Origin of the sequence: Megasphaera sp. AM44-1BH, from assembly GCF_003467125.1 — a bacterium.
Taxonomy (GTDB): Bacteria; Bacillota; Negativicutes; order Veillonellales; family Megasphaeraceae; genus Megasphaera.
The window spans coordinates 23,678-47,489 of the sequence record NZ_QSFA01000015.1; the positions used below are offsets into that span (position 1 = coordinate 23,678).

18 protein-coding genes and 1 other annotated feature are annotated in these 23,812 nt (G+C 52.6%); of the genes, 10 read left to right on the forward strand and 8 right to left on the reverse strand.

Annotated features, from left to right (window positions below):
• Nucleotides 1-25: 25 nt before the first annotated feature.
• From purB to DW949_RS10085, 3 genes are all read right to left on the reverse strand, one after another.
• A complete protein-coding gene (purB, locus tag DW949_RS10075) occupies nt 26-1,318 on the reverse strand; it encodes an adenylosuccinate lyase (RefSeq protein ID WP_118023092.1) in 1,293 nt (430 codons plus the stop codon).
• 105 nt (nt 1,319-1,423) lie between these two features.
• Nucleotides 1,424-3,157, reverse strand: coding sequence for a proline--tRNA ligase (locus DW949_RS10080; RefSeq protein WP_118023093.1), 1,734 nt, complete (start codon nt 3,155-3,157; stop codon nt 1,424-1,426).
• A 72-nt stretch (nt 3,158-3,229) separates the two neighbouring features.
• On the reverse strand, nt 3,230-4,621 hold the full coding sequence (locus tag DW949_RS10085) for an NAD(P)/FAD-dependent oxidoreductase (RefSeq protein WP_118023094.1): 1,392 nt from the start codon (nt 4,619-4,621) through the stop codon (nt 3,230-3,232).
• 229 nt (nt 4,622-4,850) lie between these two features.
• On the opposite strand from DW949_RS10085, the gene DW949_RS10090 reads away from it, so the two are divergent.
• The 4 genes from DW949_RS10090 to DW949_RS10105 all read left to right on the forward strand — a co-directional run bounded on the left by DW949_RS10090 (nt 4,851) and on the right by DW949_RS10105 (nt 8,330).
• Nucleotides 4,851-5,513, forward strand: coding sequence for a PepSY domain-containing protein (locus DW949_RS10090; RefSeq protein ID WP_118023095.1), 663 nt, complete (start codon nt 4,851-4,853; stop codon nt 5,511-5,513).
• 191 nt (nt 5,514-5,704) lie between these two features.
• Nucleotides 5,705-7,162 carry a HAMP domain-containing sensor histidine kinase gene (locus DW949_RS10095; RefSeq protein WP_233539575.1) on the forward strand — a complete coding sequence of 486 codons (1,458 nt, stop codon included), beginning with the start codon at nt 5,705-5,707 and terminating at the stop codon, nt 7,160-7,162.
• A complete protein-coding gene (locus DW949_RS10100; protein WP_118023097.1) occupies nt 7,140-7,832 on the forward strand; it encodes a response regulator transcription factor in 693 nt (230 codons plus the stop codon). The genes DW949_RS10095 and DW949_RS10100 overlap by 23 nt, the downstream gene beginning before the upstream one ends.
• A gap of 57 nt (nt 7,833-7,889) precedes the next feature.
• Nucleotides 7,890-8,330, forward strand: a complete 441-nt coding sequence (locus tag DW949_RS10105) for a hypothetical protein (RefSeq protein ID WP_118023098.1) — start codon at nt 7,890-7,892, stop codon at nt 8,328-8,330.
• Nucleotides 8,331-8,450: 120 nt separating this feature from the next.
• Here the strand turns inward: DW949_RS10105 and nifJ are convergent, their stop codons facing one another.
• The 3 genes from nifJ to hydF form a co-directional block, all read right to left on the reverse strand.
• Nucleotides 8,451-11,963 (reverse strand): pyruvate:ferredoxin (flavodoxin) oxidoreductase, encoded by a 3,513-nt coding sequence (gene nifJ / locus DW949_RS10110; RefSeq protein ID WP_118023099.1) that lies wholly within the window; start codon nt 11,961-11,963, stop codon nt 8,451-8,453.
• Nucleotides 11,964-12,290: 327 nt separating this feature from the next.
• Complete coding sequence (locus DW949_RS10115) at nt 12,291-12,857, reverse strand: phosphatase PAP2 family protein (RefSeq protein ID WP_118023100.1); 567 nt, start codon at nt 12,855-12,857, stop codon at nt 12,291-12,293.
• Between the two features lie 11 nt (nt 12,858-12,868).
• Nucleotides 12,869-14,068 (reverse strand): [FeFe] hydrogenase H-cluster maturation GTPase HydF, encoded by a 1,200-nt coding sequence (gene hydF / locus DW949_RS10120; RefSeq protein WP_118023101.1) that lies wholly within the window; start codon nt 14,066-14,068, stop codon nt 12,869-12,871.
• Nucleotides 14,069-14,195: 127 nt separating this feature from the next.
• Between hydF and DW949_RS10125 the strand changes: the two genes are divergently transcribed.
• The 6 genes from DW949_RS10125 (at nt 14,196) to ilvD (ending at nt 21,145) form a co-directional block, all read left to right on the forward strand.
• Nucleotides 14,196-14,393: a zinc-ribbon domain-containing protein gene (locus tag DW949_RS10125; RefSeq protein ID WP_118023102.1), complete on the forward strand. Its 198-nt coding sequence runs from the start codon at nt 14,196-14,198 to the stop codon at nt 14,391-14,393.
• Between the two features lie 250 nt (nt 14,394-14,643).
• Nucleotides 14,644-14,877, forward strand: a binding site (T-box leader).
• Nucleotides 14,878-14,933: 56 nt separating this feature from the next.
• Nucleotides 14,934-15,941: a ketol-acid reductoisomerase gene (gene ilvC / locus DW949_RS10130; RefSeq protein WP_118023103.1), complete on the forward strand. Its 1,008-nt coding sequence runs from the start codon at nt 14,934-14,936 to the stop codon at nt 15,939-15,941.
• A gap of 21 nt (nt 15,942-15,962) precedes the next feature.
• On the forward strand, nt 15,963-17,663 hold the full coding sequence (ilvB, locus tag DW949_RS10135) for a biosynthetic-type acetolactate synthase large subunit (RefSeq protein WP_118023104.1): 1,701 nt from the start codon (nt 15,963-15,965) through the stop codon (nt 17,661-17,663).
• Complete coding sequence (gene ilvN, locus DW949_RS10140; RefSeq protein WP_118023105.1) at nt 17,660-18,166, forward strand: acetolactate synthase small subunit; 507 nt, start codon at nt 17,660-17,662, stop codon at nt 18,164-18,166. The genes ilvB and ilvN overlap by 4 nt, the downstream gene beginning before the upstream one ends.
• Before the next feature lie 12 nt (nt 18,167-18,178).
• Nucleotides 18,179-19,438, forward strand: coding sequence for an ATP-binding protein (locus tag DW949_RS10145; protein WP_118023106.1), 1,260 nt, complete (start codon nt 18,179-18,181; stop codon nt 19,436-19,438).
• Between the two features lie 54 nt (nt 19,439-19,492).
• A complete protein-coding gene (gene ilvD, locus DW949_RS10150) occupies nt 19,493-21,145 on the forward strand; it encodes a dihydroxy-acid dehydratase (protein WP_118023107.1) in 1,653 nt (550 codons plus the stop codon).
• 86 nt (nt 21,146-21,231) lie between these two features.
• On the opposite strand, the gene DW949_RS10155 is transcribed toward ilvD, so the two are convergent.
• The gene (locus tag DW949_RS10155) at nt 21,232-22,590 is read right to left on the reverse strand and encodes an acetyl-CoA hydrolase/transferase family protein (protein WP_118023108.1); all 1,359 of its coding nucleotides are present in this window, start codon (nt 22,588-22,590) and stop codon (nt 21,232-21,234) included.
• 209 nt (nt 22,591-22,799) lie between these two features.
• Nucleotides 22,800-23,735, reverse strand: coding sequence for a polyphosphate kinase 2 family protein (locus DW949_RS10160; protein ID WP_118023109.1), 936 nt, complete (start codon nt 23,733-23,735; stop codon nt 22,800-22,802).
• Between the last annotated feature and the right edge of the window lie 77 nt (nt 23,736-23,812).

Genomic DNA, 23,812 nt, shown 5'->3' on the forward strand with positions numbered 1-23,812 from the left:
GTTGTATCGTCTAAAGCCGGTATGATCAGATGCCGAACCGTGCGAAGATGGTATCGACGTGGCTGAGCATCTTGTTGACGTCGAAGCAGCCTTCGATTTCTTCATCGGTCATATATTTCTTCACATCTTCGTCTTTCTTCAGGTTTTCCAGGAAATCTTCTCCTTCGAGCCAGCGCTTCATGGCATTGCGCTGTACCCAGCGATAAGCCTGTTCGCGGACGGCGCCTTTTTCTACGAGCGTGTTGAGGATAATCGGGCTGTAGATGAGGCCACCGGTCAGATTGAGGTCCTTCATCATCTTGTCGGGATATACGAGGAGCCGGTCGATGACGCGGGTAAAGGTCTGGAGCATGTAGTCCAGGGCAATGGTGCTGTCCGGCAGGATGACCCGTTCTACGGACGAATGAGAAATATCCCGTTCATGCCAGAGTGCCACGTCTTCCAGAGCCGCCTGGGCATTGCCGCGGATGACGCGGGCCAGGCCGCACATGCGTTCACACGTAATCGGGTTGCGCTTGTGGGGCATGATGGAAGAGCCCTTCTGTTTCGGGCTGAAATATTCTTCTGCTTCCCGTACTTCTGTCCGCTGGAGATGACGGATTTCCGTTGCCATCTTGTCGATAGAGCTGGCGATGACAGCCAGGGTCGTCACGTATTCGGCATGGCGGTCACGCTGCAGCGTCTGGGACGAAATCGGAGAGGCTTCGATACCCAGATGTTCGCAGACATATTTTTCAACAAAGGGGTCGATATCGGCATAGGTGCCGACGGCGCCGGAAATCTTGCCGACAGCAATCGTCTTTTTGGCATGCTTCATGCGGTCGATGTCCCGTTCGATTTCAGCCATCCAGTTGCACAGCTTCAGGCCAAAGGTAGTCGCTTCGGCATGGATGCCGTGGGTACGGCCGATGCAGGGCGTGTATTTAAATTCGACAGCACGGCGGCGCAGGACGGCATGGAAGTTTTCCAGATCTTTGATGAGGATATCCGATGCCTGTTTGAGCATATAGCCCAAGGCCGTATCTTTGACGTCTGTCGATGTCAGGCCGAGATGGACATATTTGCCGGCTTCGCCGATATTTTCAGACAACGTGGATACAAAAGCGGCAATGTCATGATGGGTTTCGGCTTCGATTTCATGAATGCGTTCCACCGAAAAAGCAGCCTTTTCACGGATTTCCTTAGCCGCTTCTTTCGGGATGTTCCCCAGTTCAGCCTGGGCTTCGCTGGCCAGGATTTCTACTTCTTTCATGGTATTCCATTCATTGTATTCAGCCCAGATTTTACCCATTTCTTCTTTTGTATAACGTTCTATCACGAGTATCTCTCCTTTGAACAGATGTATATTGGAAATAAGCTTACGCTTTATTATACACCATCCCTGCCGCCAGAGCCATAGAAAATGGCGCAGGGACAGTAGTTCTTACATGTTTTTGCTGCGCAGGTCCGCAAGGATTTCCTGTACCCGTGTGAGGGCTTGTTCTTTGGCCACGACTTCTTTTTCGCCAGTCCGGCGGATTTTGATTTCGACGGTGCCATTGGCTTTCGTGTCCTTGCCGATGACGACCTGTACGGGATAGCCGATGAGGTCTGCATCATTGAATTTGACACCAGCCCGTTCCTTGCGGTCATCGAGGACGACATCGGAGGAAACGGCCATGAACTGCTGATACAGATTCTGTGCATAACCTGCCAGTTCTTCATCTTTCATATTGAGCGGCAGGATGACCACTTCGTACGGTGCAATGGCCACCGGCCACATGATGCCCTTATCGTCATGGAACTGTTCAATAGCAGCGGCAATCGTACGGGTGACGCCGATGCCGTAGCATCCCATGTAGAATGGTTTGGCTTTGCCATCCTGGTCGAGGAAAGTGGCGTTGAGGGCTTCAGAATACTTGGTCCCCAGTTCAAATACCTGGCCTACTTCAATGCCGCGCATGATATGTACCGGCGCGCCGCAATGAGGGCAGGCATCGCCTTCGACCATCAGGCGGATAGTGGCCACCGTGACGTTTTTGAAATCCCGGTCCGGATTGACATTCTGGTAATGATACCCGGCTTTATTGGCCCCGGTGACACCGTTTGGCACATTCATAGCCGTAGGATCGACGAGGACGAAGAACGTTTCATTATCGGGTGTATCGGCACCAATAGGACTCATGTACCCCGGCTGCAGGCCATGGGCCTTCAGTTCGTCTTCCGTCGCCGGTTCGATAGCATTGCCACCAACGAAGTTCTGGACTGCCACGTCATTGACTTCGTGATCGCCGCGGACCATGCAGAGAACGGTCTTTTTGCCGTCGATGGTAAAAGCTACGGCCTTGATGGTCTTTTCTACGGGGATCTTCAGGAAAGCTGCCAGATCTTCAATGGTAGCGCAATCCGGCGTTTCGATGAGTTCCAGATTCTTTGCGTCTTCCGCTTCCATCGTAAGAGCTGCCGGTTCGGCTTTTTCAATATCTGCCGCATATTCACAGGCAGAGCACGATACGACTTCCGCTTCCCCCGCTTCAGCCAGAGCCATGAATTCATGGGTATGACTGCCACCAATCTGGCCACTGTCGGCTTCGACGGGTTTGAAGTTCAGACCGCAGCGGGTAAAGACACGCGTGTAGGCGTCGTATTCATCCTGATAGCTCTTGTGCAGGCCTTCGGCATCGACATCGAACGAATACGCATCTTTCATGACGAATTCCCGGCTGCGCATGAGGCCGAACCGGGGCCGGATTTCGTCGCGGTATTTATTCTGCATCTGCCAGAGCGTAACCGGCAGCTGCTTGTACGAGCGCAGTTCGTTGCGGACCAGCGTCGTGATCAGTTCTTCGTGAGTCGGTCCCAGGCAGAAATGATTGCCATGGCGGTCTTCCAGTTTGAACATTTCCGGACCGTAGGCATTCCACCGTCCCGATTCATGCCAGATTTCAGCCGGCTGCATGATGGGCATCATGATTTCCTGGGCGCCGATGCCGTCCATTTCTTCCCGGACAATGGCTTCGATTTTCAGTTCCACCCGCCGTCCCAGGGGCAGAAAGGAATAGAGTCCGCCGCCGTTTTTGCGGATCATACCGGCTTTCAACATATACTGATGGCTGGCGATTTCTGCTTCTGCAGGGATTTCGCGCAGCGTCGGGCAATATAATTTCGATGCTAACATGAATGACATCCTCCTCGTATGGTATGGATAAAAACCCTTATCTTTTCATTGTATCGTCTCTCTGGCGCCGCGTCAATGATGGGCTGCCCGGGACAGGATTTCCCGGCCTGCGATAACGCCGGCTGCCGAAGCCTGTACGAGCCCCCGGGTGATACCGGCTCCATCGCCGATAGCAAAGAAATTAGGAATCTTCGTTTCCAGTTTGTCATTGAGTTCCAGACGGTTGGAATAGAATTTCACTTCTACGCCGTACAGGAGAGTATGGCGCGAATTGGCTCCTGGAGCCACCTTGTCCAGAGCTTCGAACATTTCCTTGATGTCCAGCATGTGACGGTACGGCAGGACCAGTGACAGGTCGCCCGGCGTCGCGCTGGGCATGGTCGGCCGTACGAGACCGCGGCGGATCCGTTCCGGCGTCGAACGGCGGCCGTCGAGAAAATCTCCCAGGCGCTGCACGATGACGCCGCCTCCGAGGATGTTGGCCAGGCGGGCGATATATTTGCCGTAGCGGATCGGTTCGTGGAACGGTTCCGTGAATTTCTTGGACACGAGAATGGCGAAGTTCGTGTTTTCACTGCGCTTGTGGGCATAGCTGTGGCCATTGACCGTCAAAAGGCCGTCGTTGTTTTCCGTGACGACGAACCCATACGGATTCATGCAGAACGTCCGAATCCGGTCATCAAAGGACTTGCTGAAATAAATGAGCTTCGATTCGTAGACGATATCCGTAATGGGCTCGAATATTTCCGCCGGCATTTCGACGCGGACGCCGATATCGACGGCGTTGGACGTAAGGGACAGGCCCATCTGTTCCACTTCCCGGACGAACCATTCCGACCCTTCCCGGCCCGGTGCGGCCACGAGATACTGGCAGCCGTAGAGCTGGCCACCGATGATGACGCCCCGGATGGCACCGTCTTCGACGACGATGTGTTCTACCGCCGTATCAGACAGGATATCGGCCTTGCCATCGAGGAAATCGCGCATATTCGTCAGGATCTGGGCGTTGACATCGGTCCCGAGATGGCGGATCCGGGCCGGGATGAAACGCAGGTCGGCTGCAGCAGCCCGACGCTGGATGCGGCGGATTTCTTCGGGATTTTCATCGCCGTATACCTTGCGGTCAGCACCGCCAAAGCGGCAGTATACGGAATCGACGTATTTGATTTTTTCCGCCAGCTCTGCCTGGGACATGTAGTCGTCGAGATTGCCGCCAAACTCCGTGGTAAGCGTCAGTTTCCCATCACTGAACGCCCCGGCACCGCCCCAGCCACAGACGACATTGCGTACCTTGTCCTTGGCCAGTGCCTGCGGATTGACGCTCGTAGCGATGCGGTCGCGGATGTCCTGTCCTTTTTCTACCATGAGGATCGTATATCCTTTATCGGCCAGTTCCAGTGCCGTAAAAATACCGGCCGGCCCGGCCCCGATAATAATGACATCATAATTCTTTACAGCTTTCATCATTCCTGCCTCCCAATAAAAATGCCCTCACGGGACAGATTCCGTCAGGGCGTTATTTCCAGTATGAGTTATCCTCGTTCAGCGTACCATATAGAAAGGCCGATGTCAACAAAGAGACAATGCCCGATGTACAGAGAAATTTTCGAAACTCTTATGCCCCGGTTTAGATGGATTTTAGCTTTTACCTGTACACTATCCTTGTCAGTAAACAACAGAGGAGGAATACATCATGACACAAGAAAAATGGAATACGTACCTGCATACATGGAAATCGAAAATCTTCACGGCCCGCAACGCGAAAATCGCCGTAACCGCCATCGTCATCTGTGCCGTCGCCGGCGGCGGAGGTGCCTGGTATCATCATCAGCAGAAACAGGCTTATAAAGAAAAGAAGATCCAGGCCATGTCCCAGATGATTGAAGCCCAGGCACAGGCACAGAACCTGACCCTCATCCCGGAAGAAAAAGCCCGCGCCCTGGCCGCCCAGGCTATCGGGAAAGACGAAAGCTCCCTTAGTTTCTCCCGCATCTCCCTCATAGACCTTGAAGGTAGCAAACATGAAAAAGGAGAGGACCGGCATAAAGAAAAGGACAAGAAAGATAAAAAAGACCGGGACAAAAAACAGGACCGGGACCGGGAAAAAGACAGAACCCCGGCTCCGGGAACTGCACGGCCTGATGACACAGCCGGTGCCACTGGTAAAGGCACCGCCCCTGACACCCGGCCTGCACCGGATGTCCAGCCTGCAGCAACTGCACCGGCTGCACCAGCCACCCCGGCTGCCACGGCGTTCCATCCTGTCTATCAGATCCGTGCTTCCGATGGCGACATCCACTACCACATCCTTATAGATGCCGTAAGTGGAGACATCCTGGCCAGCCGCATTGCCTGATACCTGCAAAGAGACCTCCTATGATGGCCGGGCCATCACAGGAGGTCTCTTTTTGTCATACCCCATCCGGTCTCTGGCAGATTGTGCCGACACAGTATATAATGACAATATATACTGTGAGAAAATATGTACGAGAAAGGATACTGCTTATGCTGCATATACAAGATATCCCCCTGAGAAGGCGACTGCTCATGGCAAACGTCACCATGGTCCTCGTGCCGGTCTGCATCCTGACCCTGCTGGGCCTGCTTCTGTTCCAGGGCCTGCGCTTTTCGGCCCAGCAAAGCGACCTGGCCACGCTCTGGCCCGAAAAAGGACCGGCTCTGTCCATCCAGTACACGGTCAGCTCCCTGCGCGTCAAAGCCGAACACCCGGGGCCGCTGAAACTCAAAGACCTGAAAGAAGACTGCCGCACACTGGAAGATCTGGGCATCGCCACGGCCATTATACGGGACGGACGGACCATGTACGTCACCCCCGGCAGCAATGCCACCAGCCTGGCCGAACGGGTCCTGAGCAAATCAGGCGGTCAGAACACGGCCATGATCTGGGATGGCGACGGATTTTTCTTCCGCTATACGGCGCTTCACACGGGGACGACGGTCATCGCGTCGGGACCCATGCCATTTATCGCCAAAAGCGGCATCCGCGCCGGACTGGCCAAAGGCGTCCTGCAGGGACTGCTCATTGTCATCATCGTCACGGCCAGCGCGATTATCATCGCCTGCGGCCTCATCCTGTCCCATCTGCTCTCCCGTCAGATCCTGCAGCCCCTGGAAACACTGCGTCAGGCAGCGGCAGAAATTGAAAAAGGCAATCTCGACTATCCCATGACATCCACATTCCGCGATGAACTGGGCCGGACCTGCCTTGCTTTTGACCACATGCGCCGCCAGCTGAAAAGCGCCCGTGAAGCCCAGCAGCGCTATGAAAAAAACAGGAAAGAACTCATCGCCGGTATTTCCCACGATTTATCGACCCCTCTGACCCTGCTCAAAGGATACGCCAGCGGCATCCTCGAAGGAATTGCCCGGACCGAAGAAAAGAAACAACGCTACGTCACCCAGATATACCAGAATGCCTGCACCATGGAAAAACTGGTAGAACAGCTCTTCCTGTTCTCCAAGCTGGATCTGGGGCAGGTGTCCTTTTCCCTGACCCCGGTCTCCCTTTCGTCCTATATGGAAGACTACACCGGAGAAAACAGGCAGCGCCTGTCTGAACGGGGACTGGACCTGACCTGCCGGACGACTGGAAGAGCCTGTGTACAACTGGATCGGGCCCAGTTCCAACGGGTCGTAGAAAATATCCTGGAAAACAGTATCAAATACAAGGATAAGCCTAAAGTAGCGATGGAAATAACCGTAACAGACGGTCCTGATCAGGTCCGCCTCGTCTTTGCCGACCATGGCCCTGGCGTGGCACCGCCATTTCTCCCCCGCCTGTTCGACAGTTTCTACCGTACCGACGCGGCGCGGACAGATGTCAAAAAAGGCAGCGGCCTCGGGCTGGCTATCGTACGGCAGATCATCGAAGGCATGAACGGCACCATCTCTGCCGGGGAAACGCCCGGCGGTGGCCTGTCCATCATCATTACGCTGCCAGCAGCAGCTAAGGAGTCAGAATATGAAAAAAATACTCATCATTGAAGACAATCAGGAAATCGCCGAACTGGAACAGGATTTCCTCGAAGCCAATGCCATCGAAAGTGACATCGAGACCGACGGCATAAAAGGCCTGGACCGGGCCCTCCACGGCACATACGATCTCATTCTGCTGGACATCATGCTGCCCGGGATGGACGGCTTCCACATCTGCAAGCGCATCCGGGCCGAAAAAGAGGTCCCTATCCTCATGGTATCGGCCAAGCGGGAAGACATCGACAAAATCCGCGGCCTGGGTCTCGGCGCCGACGACTATATCAGCAAGCCTTTCAGCCCGCCGGAGCTCGTAGCCCGCGTCAAAGCCCATATCACGCGGTACGAACGCCTGACCCGGTCAGCTTCTCCTGCCGACGGTGCCGTCATCCAGTCCGGAGAACTGGAAATATACGTCGATAAACACCGCGTCTTCGCCGGCGGCCGGGAAGTCACCCTGACCAATAAGGAATTTGAGCTACTCGTATTCCTGGCCCAGAATAAAGGTCTCGTATTCAGCCGGGACCGCCTGTTTGAAAAAGTCTGGGGTCTCGATGCCGAAGGCGATACGGCGACCGTCATGGTCCACATCAACCGCATCCGCGAAAAAATTGAACCAGACCCGGCCAAACCCATCTATATCGAAACCGTCTGGGGTGCAGGATACCGCTTTCGCGAATAAGCAGAACCCGTCACGGCAAATATGCTATAATAAAGGGTATACAAAGGAGGTGATTCCATGGCACGTCATCGCAACCGGGATAGCCGTACCTATGAAGAAGAGGACAAACAGGATATCCGTCGTCAGGAAGGTATTTTCCTGTGTACCCTCTTTCTCATGGTACTGCTTCTCGTCTCACTCTATTTCCAGCTGAGCGTCCTTGCCATCGCCATCGTCACGGCAGCGCTTATATTCTCGACTATCGGTTTTTATATCCATTTCAAAGATTTCTTTTCCATGCGCGACCGGGGACAACGTACGGTAAGCGTCCTCATATCTATGTACGGCAGCCTTATACTGACCCTCATCTGTGCCTGGTACTACGTACAGGATGAACCACTCACACTGGATTACGCTCTGGTATTCCTGTTTGGCTTCTTCTTCTTTACCTTCATGGTCTACCGCAGTATCAGCCGCTACCTCGTCGTAGGCAACAAACGCCAGCGGATCAAGGGATAGGCCGAAAGGAACAATCCCATACAGATAGCAAACACCCCTGGGGAAATCCCCAGGGGTGTCTGTGCTCATAAACACAAGAGTGTGTATATCATCATGCCTTACGGCGCCATGATATCTGTGTTATTTTTCATCATAGGCCTTTGTCAGGCGGACATAGCCTTCATACCGTTCTTTGGCATCCTGTTCCGTCTTTTCAAACAGAGCTTCTGCCGTATCCGGGAAGGTGCGTTTCAAGGAAGCAAACCGGGTTTCGCCCATGAGGAAATCGCGGAAGTTTGCTGTCGGCGGTTTCGAATCGAGCGTGAACGGATTCTTGCCCTGTTTCTTGAGTTCCGGATTGTATCTCCACAGATGCCAGTATCCGGCTTCGACAGCCCGTTTTTCTTCCAGCTGGCTCTGTCCCTGGCCTACTTTCAGACCATGGTTGATGCACGGTGCATAGCCGATGATCAGAGACGGACCTTTATAGGCTTCTGCTTCTTTCAGGGCTTTCAGGAACTGATTCTTATCAGCACCCATAGCAACCTGAGCTACATAGATATATCCGTACTGGGCTTCCATCATGCCCAGGTCTTTCTTCTTCGTCTTCTTGCCGGAAGCTGCGAACTGGGCAACAGCTGCCGTCGGCGTTGCTTTGGAAGCTTGGCCGCCCGTGTTGGAATATACTTCCGTATCGAATACGAGGACGTTGATATCCTGACCCTGGGCCAGTACGTGATCCAGGCCGCCATAGCCGATATCATAAGCCCAGCCGTCGCCGCCGAAGATCCACTGGCTGCGTTTGACGAGGAACTTCTTCATTTCATATACCTGTTCCAGAGCCGGCTTGCCTTCTTTTTCCTGTTCCAGCAGAGCAATGATAGCATCGGAACGCTGCCGCGAGCCTTCGCCTTCCAGTTTATGTTCTTTCCAGTCCTTGAATGCTTCCTGCAGCTGCGGGCTGGCAACGTCCATAGCGTCGTCCATATATTTTTCCAGGAGCTTGCGTTCGGCCTGTTCTGCCAACATCATGCCAAAGCCATATTCGGCGTTATCTTCGAACAGGGACGTAGACCATGCCGGGCCATGACCCTGGGCATTCTTCGTATAACCGCAGTCCGGAGCACTGCCGCCCCATACGGAGGAACAGCCGTGAGCATTGGCAACCATCATGCGATCGCCGAAGAGCTGGGTAACGACTTTGCAATACGGTGTTTCTGCACAGCCTGCGCAGGCGCCGGTGAATTCAAGCAGCGGCTGTTCGAATTGGCTGCCGATGACCGTATCTTTCTTCATGGGGTTCTTCTTCTGTGGCAGGGCAATGACGTAATCCCACAGTGCAGCTTTGTATTCTTCGTCGTCGAACGGTTTCATAGTCAGAGCTTCCTTCGGGCAGACATGAGTGCAGCTGCCGCAGCCCAGGCAGTCCATAACCGATACGACAATGTTGAATTTGTATCCCGGGGCCACTTTGATTTCTTTATCCTGATAGCCTTCCGGTGCGTTAGCGGCTTCATCCGGCGTCAGGAGGAACGGACGGATAGCGGCATGCGGGCAGACGAAGGAACACTGGTTACAGCCGATACATTTTTCTGCATCCCAGCTCGGTACGAACATGGCTACGCCACGTTTTTCTTCTGCGCAGGTGCCAGTCGGCCATCTGCCGTCTTCCATGCCATTGTATGCGCTGACTGGCAGGTCGTCGCCTTCCAGGGCATTGACAGGGATAGAGAATTCGCGGAAGAATTTCGTGTGCTTCGAAAGATCAACCGGTTCATCCTGTGCATCAGCCCAGTCGGCCGGTACATCAATCTTCACGATATTCTTCAGGCCTTCATCAATTGCCGCATTATTCATATCGACGACTTTCTGGCCCTTCTTGCCATAGGACTTGACGACCGATTCTTTCAGTTTATCGATAGCCAGATCTACAGGGATGACTTCGGACAGTTTGAAGAAAGCCGACTGCATAATCATGTTGATACGGCCGCCGAGGCCAATCTTCTGGGCAATACCTACGGCATCGATAATGTAGAACTGTACATCATTGCGGGCAATATCCCGTTTTAATCTTGCCGGCAGCTTTTCGCTCAGTTCTTCTGGTTTCCAGACGGTGTTGAGCAGGAACGTACCGCCTTTTTTAATGCCTCTCAGAAGGTCAAAGCCATGTACGTATGACTGACGGTGGCAGGCAATGAAATCGGCGTTATTGATCAGATACGGCATCTTGATTGGTGTATCACCAAAGCGCAGATGCGATACGGTGACGCCGCCGGATTTCTTGGAATCATAGGCAAAATATGCCTGGGCATACATGTCCGTGTTATCACCAATGATCTTGATAGCGCTCTTATTGGCGCCGACCGTACCATCAGACCCGAAGCCCCAGAACTTACATGCCTTGAGGCCTTTGCCGCCTGTATGGACGCCTTCTACACGGGGCAGGGATTTATAGGTCACATCATCGACGATGCTCAGGGTAAAATCGTTCTTCGGTTCAAATGCTTTCAGATTTTCAAATGCTGCTACGACATCGCCCGGTAAAAATTCTTTCGAGGCAATACCATACCGGCCATGATAAATCTTCGGTGAACGGTCAGCAGCTGCAAACGTAGCGGCGACACTGTGATACAACGGTTCCCCGTTGGCCCCGGTTTCTTTTGTGCGGTCCAGGACAGCAATCTTCTTGACCGTATTCGGCAGGACGGACAGGAAATGTTTTTCCGACCACGGACGGAACATATGGACATTGATACAGCCCACTTTTTCGCCTTTTTCTACCATCATCTTGACCGTTTCTTCAATGGTCTGGGCGCCAGAACCCATGGCTACGAGAACGAATTCAGCATCCGGTGCGCCTGTATAGTTGAAGAGGTGATATTCCCGGCCGGTGATTTCGCTGATTTTCTTCATATAGCCTTCGGCTACGTCCGGTACACGGTCGTAGAATTTATTCAGTGATTCGCGGTGCTGCATATACGTTTCTGCCGGTTCGCAGAAGGAAATGGCTTCCGGATCATCCGGGTTCATGCCACGGGCGCGGAACGCCTTGACGGCTTCCATATCCAGCAGCGGGCGGAGTTCTTCATAGGGGATGACTTCAATTTTCTGGATTTCGTGAGACGTCCGGAACCCATCGAAGAAATTGAGGATAGGAATACGACAGGAAATAGCCGTAGCATGGACAACGGCGGCCAGATCCATAACTTCCTGTACGCTCGATTCACACATCATGCTGATGCCCGTGCCACGCATAGCCATAGCATCATCATGACCGGCAAAAATAGTATAACCATTGGTAGCAACCGTACGGGACGCTACATGGAATACACCCGGAAGGAGTTCGCTGGAAATCTTGAACATGTTGGAAAGCATGATCATCATGCCCTGGGACGAAGTAAAGGTCGTCGTCAGCGCACCGGCATTCAATGCGCCGTGCATTGCGCCGGCTGCCCCTTTTTCAGACTGCATTTCCTGTACCTGGACCGTCGTCCCGAACAAGTTCTTCCGTCCATGGGCTGCCCATTCATCTACGTGTTCAGCCATAGGGGATGACGGTGTAATCGGGAAGATGGAAGCGATTTCTGTAAAGGCATACGCTATGTATGCAGCCGCTTCGTTACCGTCCATTGTTTTAAAAATTTTCTTTGCCATAATGTGTTACTCTCCTCTCTCTTGTGATTTATAAGCGGTATCCTCAAGTACGTTGCCGTACTCTTATTGACAAGTTTATTGTATGCTAAATAACATATTTTCACAAGAAAAATAACGCCATTTTGTTTTATATGATTTTTAATCTAATTTTAATAAAGCCTGTAAATGCCTTATGTATCGCATTTACAGGCACATAAAAAGCTGGCACATAATAATGTGCCAGCTGTATACCACTATATATTTATAGTATACTTTTTTAAATATTGACAATTACATCCTGGTTTAAACGCATTTTCGAACTAATTCGTCAATTCATCCCTAATTTTTTTATCTTTTCCGGCCTGTTTTCAAAATCACTGGCACCAAAAAAGATACCAGATGGATTAGTCTGCTCTGCCCGACAATGCGACTGCTGACACATCCCAAAACCATGCCGCCCAAAATATCCGTCACATAATGGACACCGCAGGCAATCCGCGAAAGGCCAATTAGTATACTCCATATCAGGAGCACGATGCCTGACCACTTCTGGTAACGGAAAATAGTCAGCGCTGCCGCCACCGCATTCATCGTGTGGTTGCTGGGAAAGGATGCGTTGTTTTTGTGCAGGACCGACTGCTTCACCGCCCGATGTGCGGCAAACGGGCGCTGGCGCCGCCATAGGAGCGATATGAGAAAAGAGAAAAAAGAACTGATTCCCACGGAAAGCAGCGCTTCTGTCATTGATTGCCTGCGCTGAAACTGCTGCGGCAGTTTTCCCGGACGGAACCACTGTACCAGGCCATACAGGATATACACCCAGAAACCCCAGCGGGCCATGCGGACTGCGCCGGTCTCCACCAGGGGATGGCGCAATAAAAGCGATTGTATTTTCAAAATAAGCCAGCGTTCCATCGTCTTCTCCTTTACGGGACCAGCCGCTGCAAATCGGGGAACGGCGCCAGACTGCGTTTCAGTATTCCATGGATACAGGCAATAAAAATGCCATAATTCGTAATGGGCACACGCTGCAACCGCGCACGCTGCATCCGCGATGCCACTTCCCGTTCGTTCAGCATACATCCCCCGCAGTGGATGACCAGCGCATAGGGTGTCAGATCCATAGGGAAATCCCTGCCAGACGATGTTTCAATGGAAAGTGTTTTCCCCGTATACTGCCGGAGCCAGCGGGGAATTTTGACAGTGCCAATATCATCGCACTGCCTGTGATGAGTACATCCTTCGGAAATGAGCACTTTGTCTCCGTCCTTCAGGCCGCCCAGCGCGCGCACTCCATCTATGGCAATATCCAGGAATCCCTTGTGGCGTGCCATGAGAATGGAAAAGGAGGTCAGCGTGATATCGTCCGGCGTATCCGCCGCTACCCGTTTAAAAGCCTGACTGTCGGTTATGACCATCCGCGGTTTTTGGCCCAGATGCTGCAGCGTCTCTTTAAGTCCCGTTTCCTTTACGACGACGGCCGTCCCGTCTGCATCGAGTATATCCCGTATGGTCTGCTGCTGGGGCAGGATCAGCCTTCCTTTGGGAGCCGCTGAATCTACGGGAACGACGAGGACAAAAAAGTCTCCCGGCCGTACCATATCCCGCACGATAGGAACCCCGGCATCCTGCGGTTTCAGCCGGGCCAGCCGTTCTTTTAATTCATGGATGCCCGTGTTGTCTCTGGCACTGACATACAGGACGTCCTCTGGTATCTGATCCGGCCGCTTTGTCAAATCACTCTTATTATAGACGATAATATACGGGAGTCCTTTTTCCCGGATCAGCGCCAGCGTTTCCCTGTCGCTCTGCTGCATTCCTTCCGCTGCATCGATGACCAGGACGGCTATATCTGTTTTATTGAGCACCTGCCGTGTCCGTTCCACGCGCAGTTCCCCCAGAGCGCCTGTATCATCAAACCCCGGTGTATCGATAATCAGGACCGGTCCCAGTGGCAGCAGTTCCATGGCCTTATACACCGGATCGGTCGTCGTCCCCTTTTTATCCGAAACGATAGCCAGATTCTGTCCCGTCACAGCATTGACGACACTGGATTTACCGGCATTGCGGCGGCCAAAAAAGCCAATATGTACGCGTTCACCTGACGGTGTATCATTCATTCCCATAACAGTTCCCCCTCTGTTTCATTTTGCTCTATTATATCATAAATGCCAGAATGCATACTAGAAAGACCATCCGGCTCATGGTATGATACAAGGGGTAATGAAAAAAACGTTTCAGGAGATGACATATATGATTTGTAAAAAATGCGGAACTGAACTGCGCGACGGCGTGCGTATGTGCCCTATCTGCGGTACCCAGCAGGTAGAAGCCCCGAAACCGACGCCAGGAACGGTCAATGACCCAAAAATCTTTTCCAAAACCCGGGTAATCAGCTTCATCATCATCATGGCGCTGGTGCTCATCGGTCTTTGGAAGGTATTTTCCTGATATCTCCGGTCCTGTATCAGGAACATATTCATTTAATTAATTTAGATTTTTACATTATATATCAGTAATATACTAGTTTTTTAGTGTTATTTTCATGAAATACGCTTTGTTTTTCCTTATTTATTCAAAACCGCCGTTTTGTTCTATTCCCTCAGGCTATATTGACTATTGACAAACGGGAATGGTTCCGTTACAATGTTCACAACTTCTCCCGGGGGACAGGCGTTCTCAGGGAGTAAGCACATAAAGACGAAATCTGATGACGGGAACGAGTACTCTGCCCCTGGTATTTACAGAGAGCCGGCGCCTGGTGCAAGCCGGTAATACAGGACAGACGAAAATCCTCCCTGAAGAGTGATGCTGAATGTATTAAGCATCAACGGTATTTCCACGTTACTGGAAACGCGTATGTTGGTACGTTGTGAGGTGCTTCACCATAGTGAAGAATTTGGGTGGTAACGCGGATATACGATCCGTCCCTTACAAGGGACGGATTTTTTTTATTCTGAAACCAACAAAAGTATCAAGGGGGAATTTAGTATGGCAAAGGTATTTTATGATCAGGATGTTAATTGGGAAGCTATCGAAGGAAAGAAAGTCGCTATCATCGGTTACGGCAGCCAGGGCCATGCCCATGCGCTCAATCTCCGCGACAGCGGCGTCGATGTCACTATCGGCCTCTACAGCGGCAGTAAATCGGCGGAAAAAGCCCGTAAGGCCGGCCTTACAGTCCAGACTGTCGCCGAAGCCGTCTCCGCTGCGGATATCACCATGGTTCTCATTCCCGATGAAAAACAGGCCGACGTATATAAAAACGAAATCCGGGACAACCTCAGACCGGGCAGTGCCCTGGCTTTTGCCCACGGCTTTAATATCCACTTCAAACAGATTGTCCCGCCCGATAATGTCGATGTCTTCATGGTCGCTCCCAAAGGGCCGGGCCACATCGTACGCCGCCAGTTCGTCGAAGGCAGTGGTGTCCCCGACGTCTTTGCCGTCGAACAGGATGCTTCCGGCCGGGCCTTTGACATCGCCCTGGCTTATGCCCGCGGCATCGGCGGCACCCGTGCCGGCGTCATCCAGACGACCTTCCAGGAAGAAACAGAAACGGACCTCTTCGGCGAACAGGCCGTTCTCTGCGGCGGTATCTGCCAGCTCATTACCAACGGGTTCGAAACGCTGTGCGAAGCAGGCTACCAGCCGGAAATCGCCTATTTTGAAACATTCCACGAAATGAAGATGATCGTAGACCTCATGTACGAAGGCGGCATGGCCAAGATGCGCTATTCCATCAGCGATACGGCGGAATATGGCGATTATACGGCAGGCCCGCGGGTCATCAGTGATGCATCGAAACAGGCTATGAAAGACGTGTTGCACGATATCCAGGACGGAACGTTTGCCAAAGACTGGCTCCTGGAAAATAAAGCTGCCGGCCGGGCCCATTTTCTGGCTATGCGCCGCCAGCACGCCGAACATCCTATTGAAGAGGTAGGGGCCAAACTGCGCAAGATGATGTCCTGGCTGAACGAAGAAAAGCCAGAATAATGAGAAGAAGGGGATGGGGTAATGAACATCAATGGTGCACAGGCAATTATCGAATGCCTGAAAAAAGAAGGTGTATCTGTCGTATTCGGCTATCCCGGTGGCACCGTGCTGACGTTATACGATGAATTATATAAAGCAGAATTTCCGCACATTCTTACCGGACATGAACAGGGGGCCATCCATGCAGCTGATGGCTATGCCCGGGCGACGGGAAAAACAGGGGTCTGCTTTGCTACGTCCGGTCCCGGTGTCTGCAACATGGTTACAGGGATTGCTACGGCTAATATGGATTCTGTTCCTCTGGTCATTATCAGCGGCCAGGTCACGACCAGCCTGATCGGCCGGGATTCTTTCCAGGAAGCCGATATTTCCGGCATTACGACGCCCATTACCAAGCACAACTATTTGATAAAAGATGTGGAAGAATTACCCCATATCCTGAAAGAAGCCTTTTATATCGCCTCGACGGGCCGTCCCGGTCCCGTCCTGATCGATATTGCAAAGGATGTATTTGATGCCGTATTGAATTTCAAATATCCCAAAACGGTCCATCTCCGGGGATACAGCGGCCGCTACATCGGGCAGGAAGACCATGTCACCCGGGCCGTAGAAGCACTGGCAGCCGCGCGTAAGCCACTGCTCCTGGCCGGTGGCGGCGTCATCCTTTCCAATACATCAGAGTATTTACGTTCCTTTGTAGAAAAAACACAGATTCCCGTCATTACGACGCTGATGGGCAAAGGAGCCGTTCCTGACAGCTATGCCAATCATCTGGGTATGGTCGGCATGCATGGGTCGTACGCGGCCAACATGGCCGTCATGGAATGTGACCTTCTGATGGCCATCGGCAGCCGTTTCGATGACCGTGTGACAGGAGATGCCGAAAACTTTGCGCCTAATGCACAGATTGTCCATTTTGATATCGATAAAGTGGAAATCAATAAAATCGTCCATGCCGATATCAGTGTAGGCGGTGACCTCCGCTGGTCACTGCCGCTGCTGGCCAATCAGGTACAGCAGGGCCGGACACAGTACAAAAAACAGTATCAGGAGTGGCGCAATCACGTCCTGTCCCTGAAGAAAGACCACCCGTTTTCCTGCCGCAATCTGGTCAATCAGATTGCGCCGGACGTGCTGATTCAAAAACTGAATCAGCAACTGGATGATGACGCCATCGTCGTCACGGACGTAGGCCAGCATCAGATGTGGGCTGCTCAGTTCTACCACACGGAAAAACCCCGCCATTTCATCACTTCTGGCGGACTGGGCACCATGGGCTACGGTCTCCCGGCTGCCATGGGCGCCAGGCTCGCCTGTCCCGACAAGACCGTCCTGCTGCTGAGCGGCGACGGCAGCATCATGATGAACTGTCAGGAATTTGCCACACTGGCTGATAACGGCATTGCCGTCAAGACCGTCGTCCTTTGCAACGGTGTCCTCGGCATGGTGAATCAATGGCAGCGCATGTTTTATCACCGCCGTTATGCCGCATCCCTGCTGAAAAAGGACAACCGTATCACCGCCGTTGCAGAAGCCATGGGCGTCCCGGGCTTTACGGCCACGACGCCGGATGAGCTGGACGATGCCATAGAAAAATTCTTGTCCGTACCGGGACCGGCTCTGCTGGAAGTGACCATTCCGGCCGACGAAAACGTCTATCCCATGGTACCGGGCGGCAAACGCCTGAATGAAATGATTCTGGAAGGAGGCAACCGGACATGAGACAACATCTCGCTCTGCTCGTAGATAATAAACCGGGCGTCCTGACCCATGTCGCCGGCCTCATCAGCCGCCGCGGCATCAATATCGAAGCCATCAATGCCGGCTACACGGAAGATGCCGATATTACGCGTATCAATATCATCGTAGAAGTCAAAGACCACTGGGAACTGGATCAGGCCGTCAACCAGCTGGCGAAATTAATCAATGTCATCAAAATCGTCATCCTCGACAACAAGCCCTTTGTCAGCTACGACCTGGCCCTGATCAAAATCCGGTACATCACGGCCAAAGACCGGATTGAGCTCAGCAATCTGGCAGAACTGTTCCACGCCAAAATCGTAGACGTTGACAAACAGTCCCTCATTTTCCGCCTTGCCGGCCGGGAAGACCACATCGATGCCATGCTGAATATGCTGCAGTATTACGAAATACTGGAAATTGCCCGCACCGGCTCTATCAGCCTGTCCCGGGGAAAAGATGCGGTCAAGCACATGGAACCGTAGAAAGGAGCCGCTATGACCTGTCCCGATTTACATCACCTTCTCGTCTGCCGGGATCTTCTCTCTGACCCCCTCATCCAGACACTGCAGTCCCTGCAGCAGTCTCCCGGTCAGGAAGACCTGCCCTCAAAGCTTTCCGCCCGGCTCATTGAAAAAGCCGAACAGCTGGGACTTTCGGGAAACCTGCTGCCAGCCTATCTGACTTATCAGCTCATCTGGGGTGACAATACGGCATCGCGGACGCTGGAACGAAGCGGCACATACGGGCCCGGCCTTGAAGCCGCCCTGGCATCGGACATGGCAGTCCTGCTGCCGTATCTGCGCATGGACACAGCGTCTCTTACGGGATGCGCTTTTCTGTCCGCCTATGTACCGGCCGCCCCGGTCCGGTCCCACGAACTGACCAGCCTGATGGACGGCCTCACCCGGGCAGATTCGCCCGGACAGGCGGCCCGGATACTGCTGGACCATTACAAGACCCATGGCAGCGGCTCTCTAGCCCGGTTCACGGCGTTCCGTCTTTCTTCATCAGGACACCTTACGGGAATCCGCGATTTTCCGGACTATGACTGGGATGACCTCATTGCCTATCAGCGGCAGAAAGAAAAACTGCTGGCAAACACCCGGGCCTTTCTTGCCGGCCACCGGGCCAACAACGTGCTCCTCACGGGGGCCCGCGGCACAGGCAAATCAACGGCCGTCAAGGCCCTGGTAAGCCGCTACCAGGACCGGGGCCTGCGGCTGGTCCAGATTGCCCGCGGTCAGTTATCACAGCTGTCAGCCGTCATGGAACGGCTATGTGCCAGTAAAAATCTGAAATTTATCCTCTTTTTCGACGACTTGTCCTTCGACGAAGGGGAAACAGAATACAAATATCTGAAATCGGTCATCGACGGCGGCGTCACGCCCCAGCCGGATAATGTGCTCATCTATGCAACGAGCAACCGCCGTCATCTCCTGCGCGAATCCTGGCAGGACCGCAGCGACCAGATTGATGATATCTACATGCAGGACAGTGCCAATGAATCGATTTCTCTGTCAGACCGGTTCGGCCTGATTCTGCACTACACCCAGCCCACCCAGGAGGAATACCTGGCTATAATCCGCCATGAGTTGGAAAAAGCCGGCATCACGCTCGATAATGAAACGCTGCGGATTCTCGGCGTACGCTGGGAACATGAACATTCCGGACGCAACGGCCGCATTGCCCATCAATTCGTCACCTGGTATCTGGGCCAGCAGGGATTGAAGCAGGCCGTATCGGGAAGCGTCTGATTCTGATATCGTATACTATAGAACATACATTTCCATTCCAGAAGGAGGCATCTTATGCGCAGTGACATCGTAAAAAAAGGCAGTACCCGTACGGCTCATCGTACGTTATTCCATGCTATGGGCTATTCCAACGAAGACCTGTCCAAGCCGCTCATCGGCGTCGTCAACTCGTTCAATGAAATCATTCCCGGTCATATCCATCTCCGGGAAATCGCCCAGGCCGTCAAACTCGGCGTAGCCGCAGCCGGAGGCACGCCTATCGAATTTCCCGCTATCGGCGTCTGTGACGGCATCGCCATGGGCCATGACGGCATGAAATTCTCCCTTTCCAGCCGCGAACTGATCTGTGATTCCATCGAAGCCGTCGCGACGGCCCACGCCTTTGACGGGCTGGTCCTCATCCCCAATTGCGACAAAATCGTACCGGCCATGCTCATGGCTGCCGGCCGCCTGAATATCCCGGCTGTCGTCGTCAGCGGCGGCCCTATGCTGGCCGGCCGTTACCAGGGACGCAATATCAGCGTCAGCACCATGTTCGAAGCCGCCGGCAAAGTAGAATCGGGGCAGATTACGCCGGACGAACTGGAAGATATGGAAGAACGGGCCTGCCCGGGCTGCGGATCCTGTGCCGGGCTGTTTACGGCCAACACCATGAACTGTCTCACAGAAGTACTTGGCATGGGGCTTCCCGGCAACGGCACCATTCCGGCCGCCTATTTCGGACGGCGCCGCATGCTGGCGAAAAAAGCCGGTGAAGTCATTATGGACCTCGTACGCCGCGATGTCCGTCCCCGTGACATCATGACCCGTGAAGCCTTCGAAAACGCCATCGCTGTCGATATGGCCATCGGCGGTTCGACCAATACAGCTCTCCATCTGCCTGCCATTGCCCATGAAGCAGGCGTTGACCTGCCGCTTTGTGTCTTCGATGAAATCAGCCGCAAATCCGCCTACATCACCAAAATGAGTCCGGGCGGCACCTATCATATGCAGGACCTGGATGAAGCCGGCGGCATCAGCGCCGTCATGAAGGAACTGACGAAACTGGGACTCATTCATACAGGAGCACAAACCGTCACCGGTACCATTGCCAGCCGCATCGAACACGCGGAAATCCTGAATCACGAAGTCATTCACGGTGTGGAAAATGCCTATATGCACAAAGGCGGCATCGCAATCCTTACAGGCAATCTGGCTCCCGACGGCTCGGTCATCAAAGAAAGTGCCGTAGACCGGGACCTCCTCGTCTACAAAGGAACGGCCCGCTGTTTCGATACCGAAGAAGACGCCATCGAGGCCATTATCGGCGGCAAAATCCACGAAGGTGATGTCGTCGTCATCCGATATGAAGGTCCCAAAGGAGGACCGGGCATGAGAGAAATGCTCAACCCGACGGCAGTCATTACCGGCATGGGCCTCAAAGTCGCACTGCTCACGGACGGCCGTTTCAGCGGTGCCAGCCGCGGAGCCTGCATCGGTCATATCTCACCGGAAGCCATGGAAGGCGGCCCTATCGCCCTCATCCACGACGGAGATACCATTTCCATCGACATTCCCCGGCGCAAACTGGAACTCTGCGTCAGCGATGAAGAACTAGCCGAACGCAAAGCTGCCTGGAAACAACCGGAACCCAAAGTCAAAACGGGCTATCTGTCCCGATATGCCCGCCTCGTCACGTCTGCCAATACGGGCGCTGTACTGAAATAAAAGAGAAATTAAAAGCGGGGCCACAGTCCCATGAGTGTATACCCATGGGCTGCGGTCCCGCTTTTATATATTTATCCGTATCCGGATCAGTATTCTGTTTTGCTCGTCTTTGTCCAGATGCCCATTTTTTCTGCTTCTTTGATGAGGTCTTCCCGGAAATCAGGATGAGCAATATTGATCAGCGCTTCGGCACGCTGCCATGTGGACTGGCCTTTGAGGAGGGCTACGCCGTATTCCGTAACGATGTAGTGAACGGCCGAACGCGGTGTCGTAACGACAGAACCCGGAGTCAGTGTCGGGCGGATCAGCGATTCCAGGCTGCCGTCTTTCAGTTTACGCGTCGAATGGACACAGATAAAGCCCTGGCCGCCTTCGGAGAGATACGCGCCCTGTGCGAAGTCCAGTGCACCGCCGGTGCCGCTGATATGGCGGTACCCTGCCGATTCTGCGCAGACCTGGCCATAGAGGTCGAGGTTGATGCAGCTGTTGATGGAGACAAAGTTGTCAATGCTGGCAACAACATTGATGTTATTGACATAGTTGACCGGAGCATTGAATACAATCTGGTTGTCATCGATGAAATCATACAGGCGCTGCGTGCCGCCGGCGAAGGTGTACATGATCTTACCTCTGTCGCGGTTCTTCTTCCCTGTAATCTTGCCGGCTTCATAAAGTTCTACGTAGGGATCTACCAGCATTTCCGTATGGCCGCTCAGGTCCTTGACATCCGATTCTGCCAGTTTGTGGCCGATAGCGGACGGAACACCACCGATGCCGAGCTGCAGTGTACTGCCGTCTTTGATCATAGGTACGACGAAGCTGGCAATTTTATCATCCACAGGTGTAGACGGTTTATTCGGGACAATCGGCATATCCGGATTGGAGCCTTCTACAATCATATCTACATCGGCAATGTTCAGTTCCGTTTCATATCCCAGTGCCTTCGGCATTTTCTGATTGACTTCTACGATGACCTTATCAGCAGATTTCAGGATACCGCGTAAATCGGCTACCTGAGGCCCCAGATTGAAATTGCCCCATTTGTCCATGGGATGTACCTGGAAGATGGCGACATCGACTTTTTTATGGCTCCAGTATTTCGGCAGTTCATTAAAGAGGAGCGGCATGAACCAGCAGCGGCCAGCTTTGTTCATTTTGCGGTCAAATCCATTGAAATGGCCCGATACGAAGCGGACCTGATCATTGGATTCCGTTTCCGTATAGGTAAAGAAAGGATGATCCTGAATCAGTGTGGCATCAATGATTTCGACGTCTTTCAGACCATCATTATTGATATGGTCCGCCAGTGCTTTATCTGTATCGTACGGAGCCGAACAGCCGAGGCCGTAGGATACGCGGTCTCCGCTTTTGACGATAGCTGCCGCTTCCTGCGGCGTCACGAGTTTCTTCTGATATTCTTCTGCAATTTGTGAAAGTTTGTACATGTCTCTGGGTACCTCCTTACGCATAAACCCGTCCGCTCTGGCCGGACTAAACCGCAGATATATCCCCATCCGGCGGCATCGGGGTTATGTTACCAATGAATTTATTAAGATAAAAAAAGAAGTATTGTTCTTTTTTATTATACGAAATTTGTGAAAAATAAGTCAAGGTCAAACGCTTTACTCATGCGAAAAACATCTTGTATACATGATTATTTCGTATTTCCATCATGGCTTCCGCCCTGCTTCTTATCGATGATATCCTTGATGTTTTTCAGTTCGTCCAGATTGACTTCCTTGAGCAGCATGCGGAACTGTGCCAGCTGTTTTTCCACATCGGGAGCCAGTTTCGGAAAGTCCGGCTTAATGGCCTTCAGTTTTTCCAGAACAATCTGGGCTACAACGTAGCGGGTATACCATTTGTCATCGGCCGGCACGATATACCACGGGGCATACTTGGTCGATGTCGCACTCAGGACTTCCCCGTATATCTTCTGATACCGGTTCCAGTACTTTCGTTCGTTGATATCGGACATGGAGAATTTCCAGTTCTTTTGTTTGGTCACAATGCGGTCTATGAGGCGTTTTTTCTGTTCATCCTTGGATACGTGAAGGAAAATTTTGACCATGGGGAATCCATTTTCCGCCAAATACCGTTCCCAATCCCGTATCTGACGGTAACGGCGTTCCCATATATCCTTGCCAATCAGTTTTTCCGGCATGCCGTCGCTCTTAATCAGGTTGTGAATGTGGGTTACGACGACGTCTTCATAATGGGACCGGTTGAATATGCCGATTTCTCCGCGGCCGGGCAGGGCTTTATTGATCCGCCACATATAGTCATGATCCTTTTCTTCGGCGCTGGGCTGTTTGAAACTGGTAACATGCACCCCGGCCGGATTCAGCTGAGCAAAGACGTGTTTGACCGTACCATCCTTTCCTGCGGCATCCATGGCCTGCAATACGATGATGATTCCGTAATGGTTGTCGGCATAGAGCTTTTCCTGCCAGCCGTTCAGTTCTTCCATTACGCGGGGCATCCATTCTTTTTTTACTTTCTTTTTATCCACGTCTATGTTACACGCTGTGGCATATTGACTGAGGTCTACCTTTTCTCCTTCTTTGACACGATATCGTTCGATATTCATGAATCCGTACCTCCTTATTCGCAGTGTATATGATTATTATAACTCATGAGCAAGAAAAAGTGTGTGTTTTTGTCGAA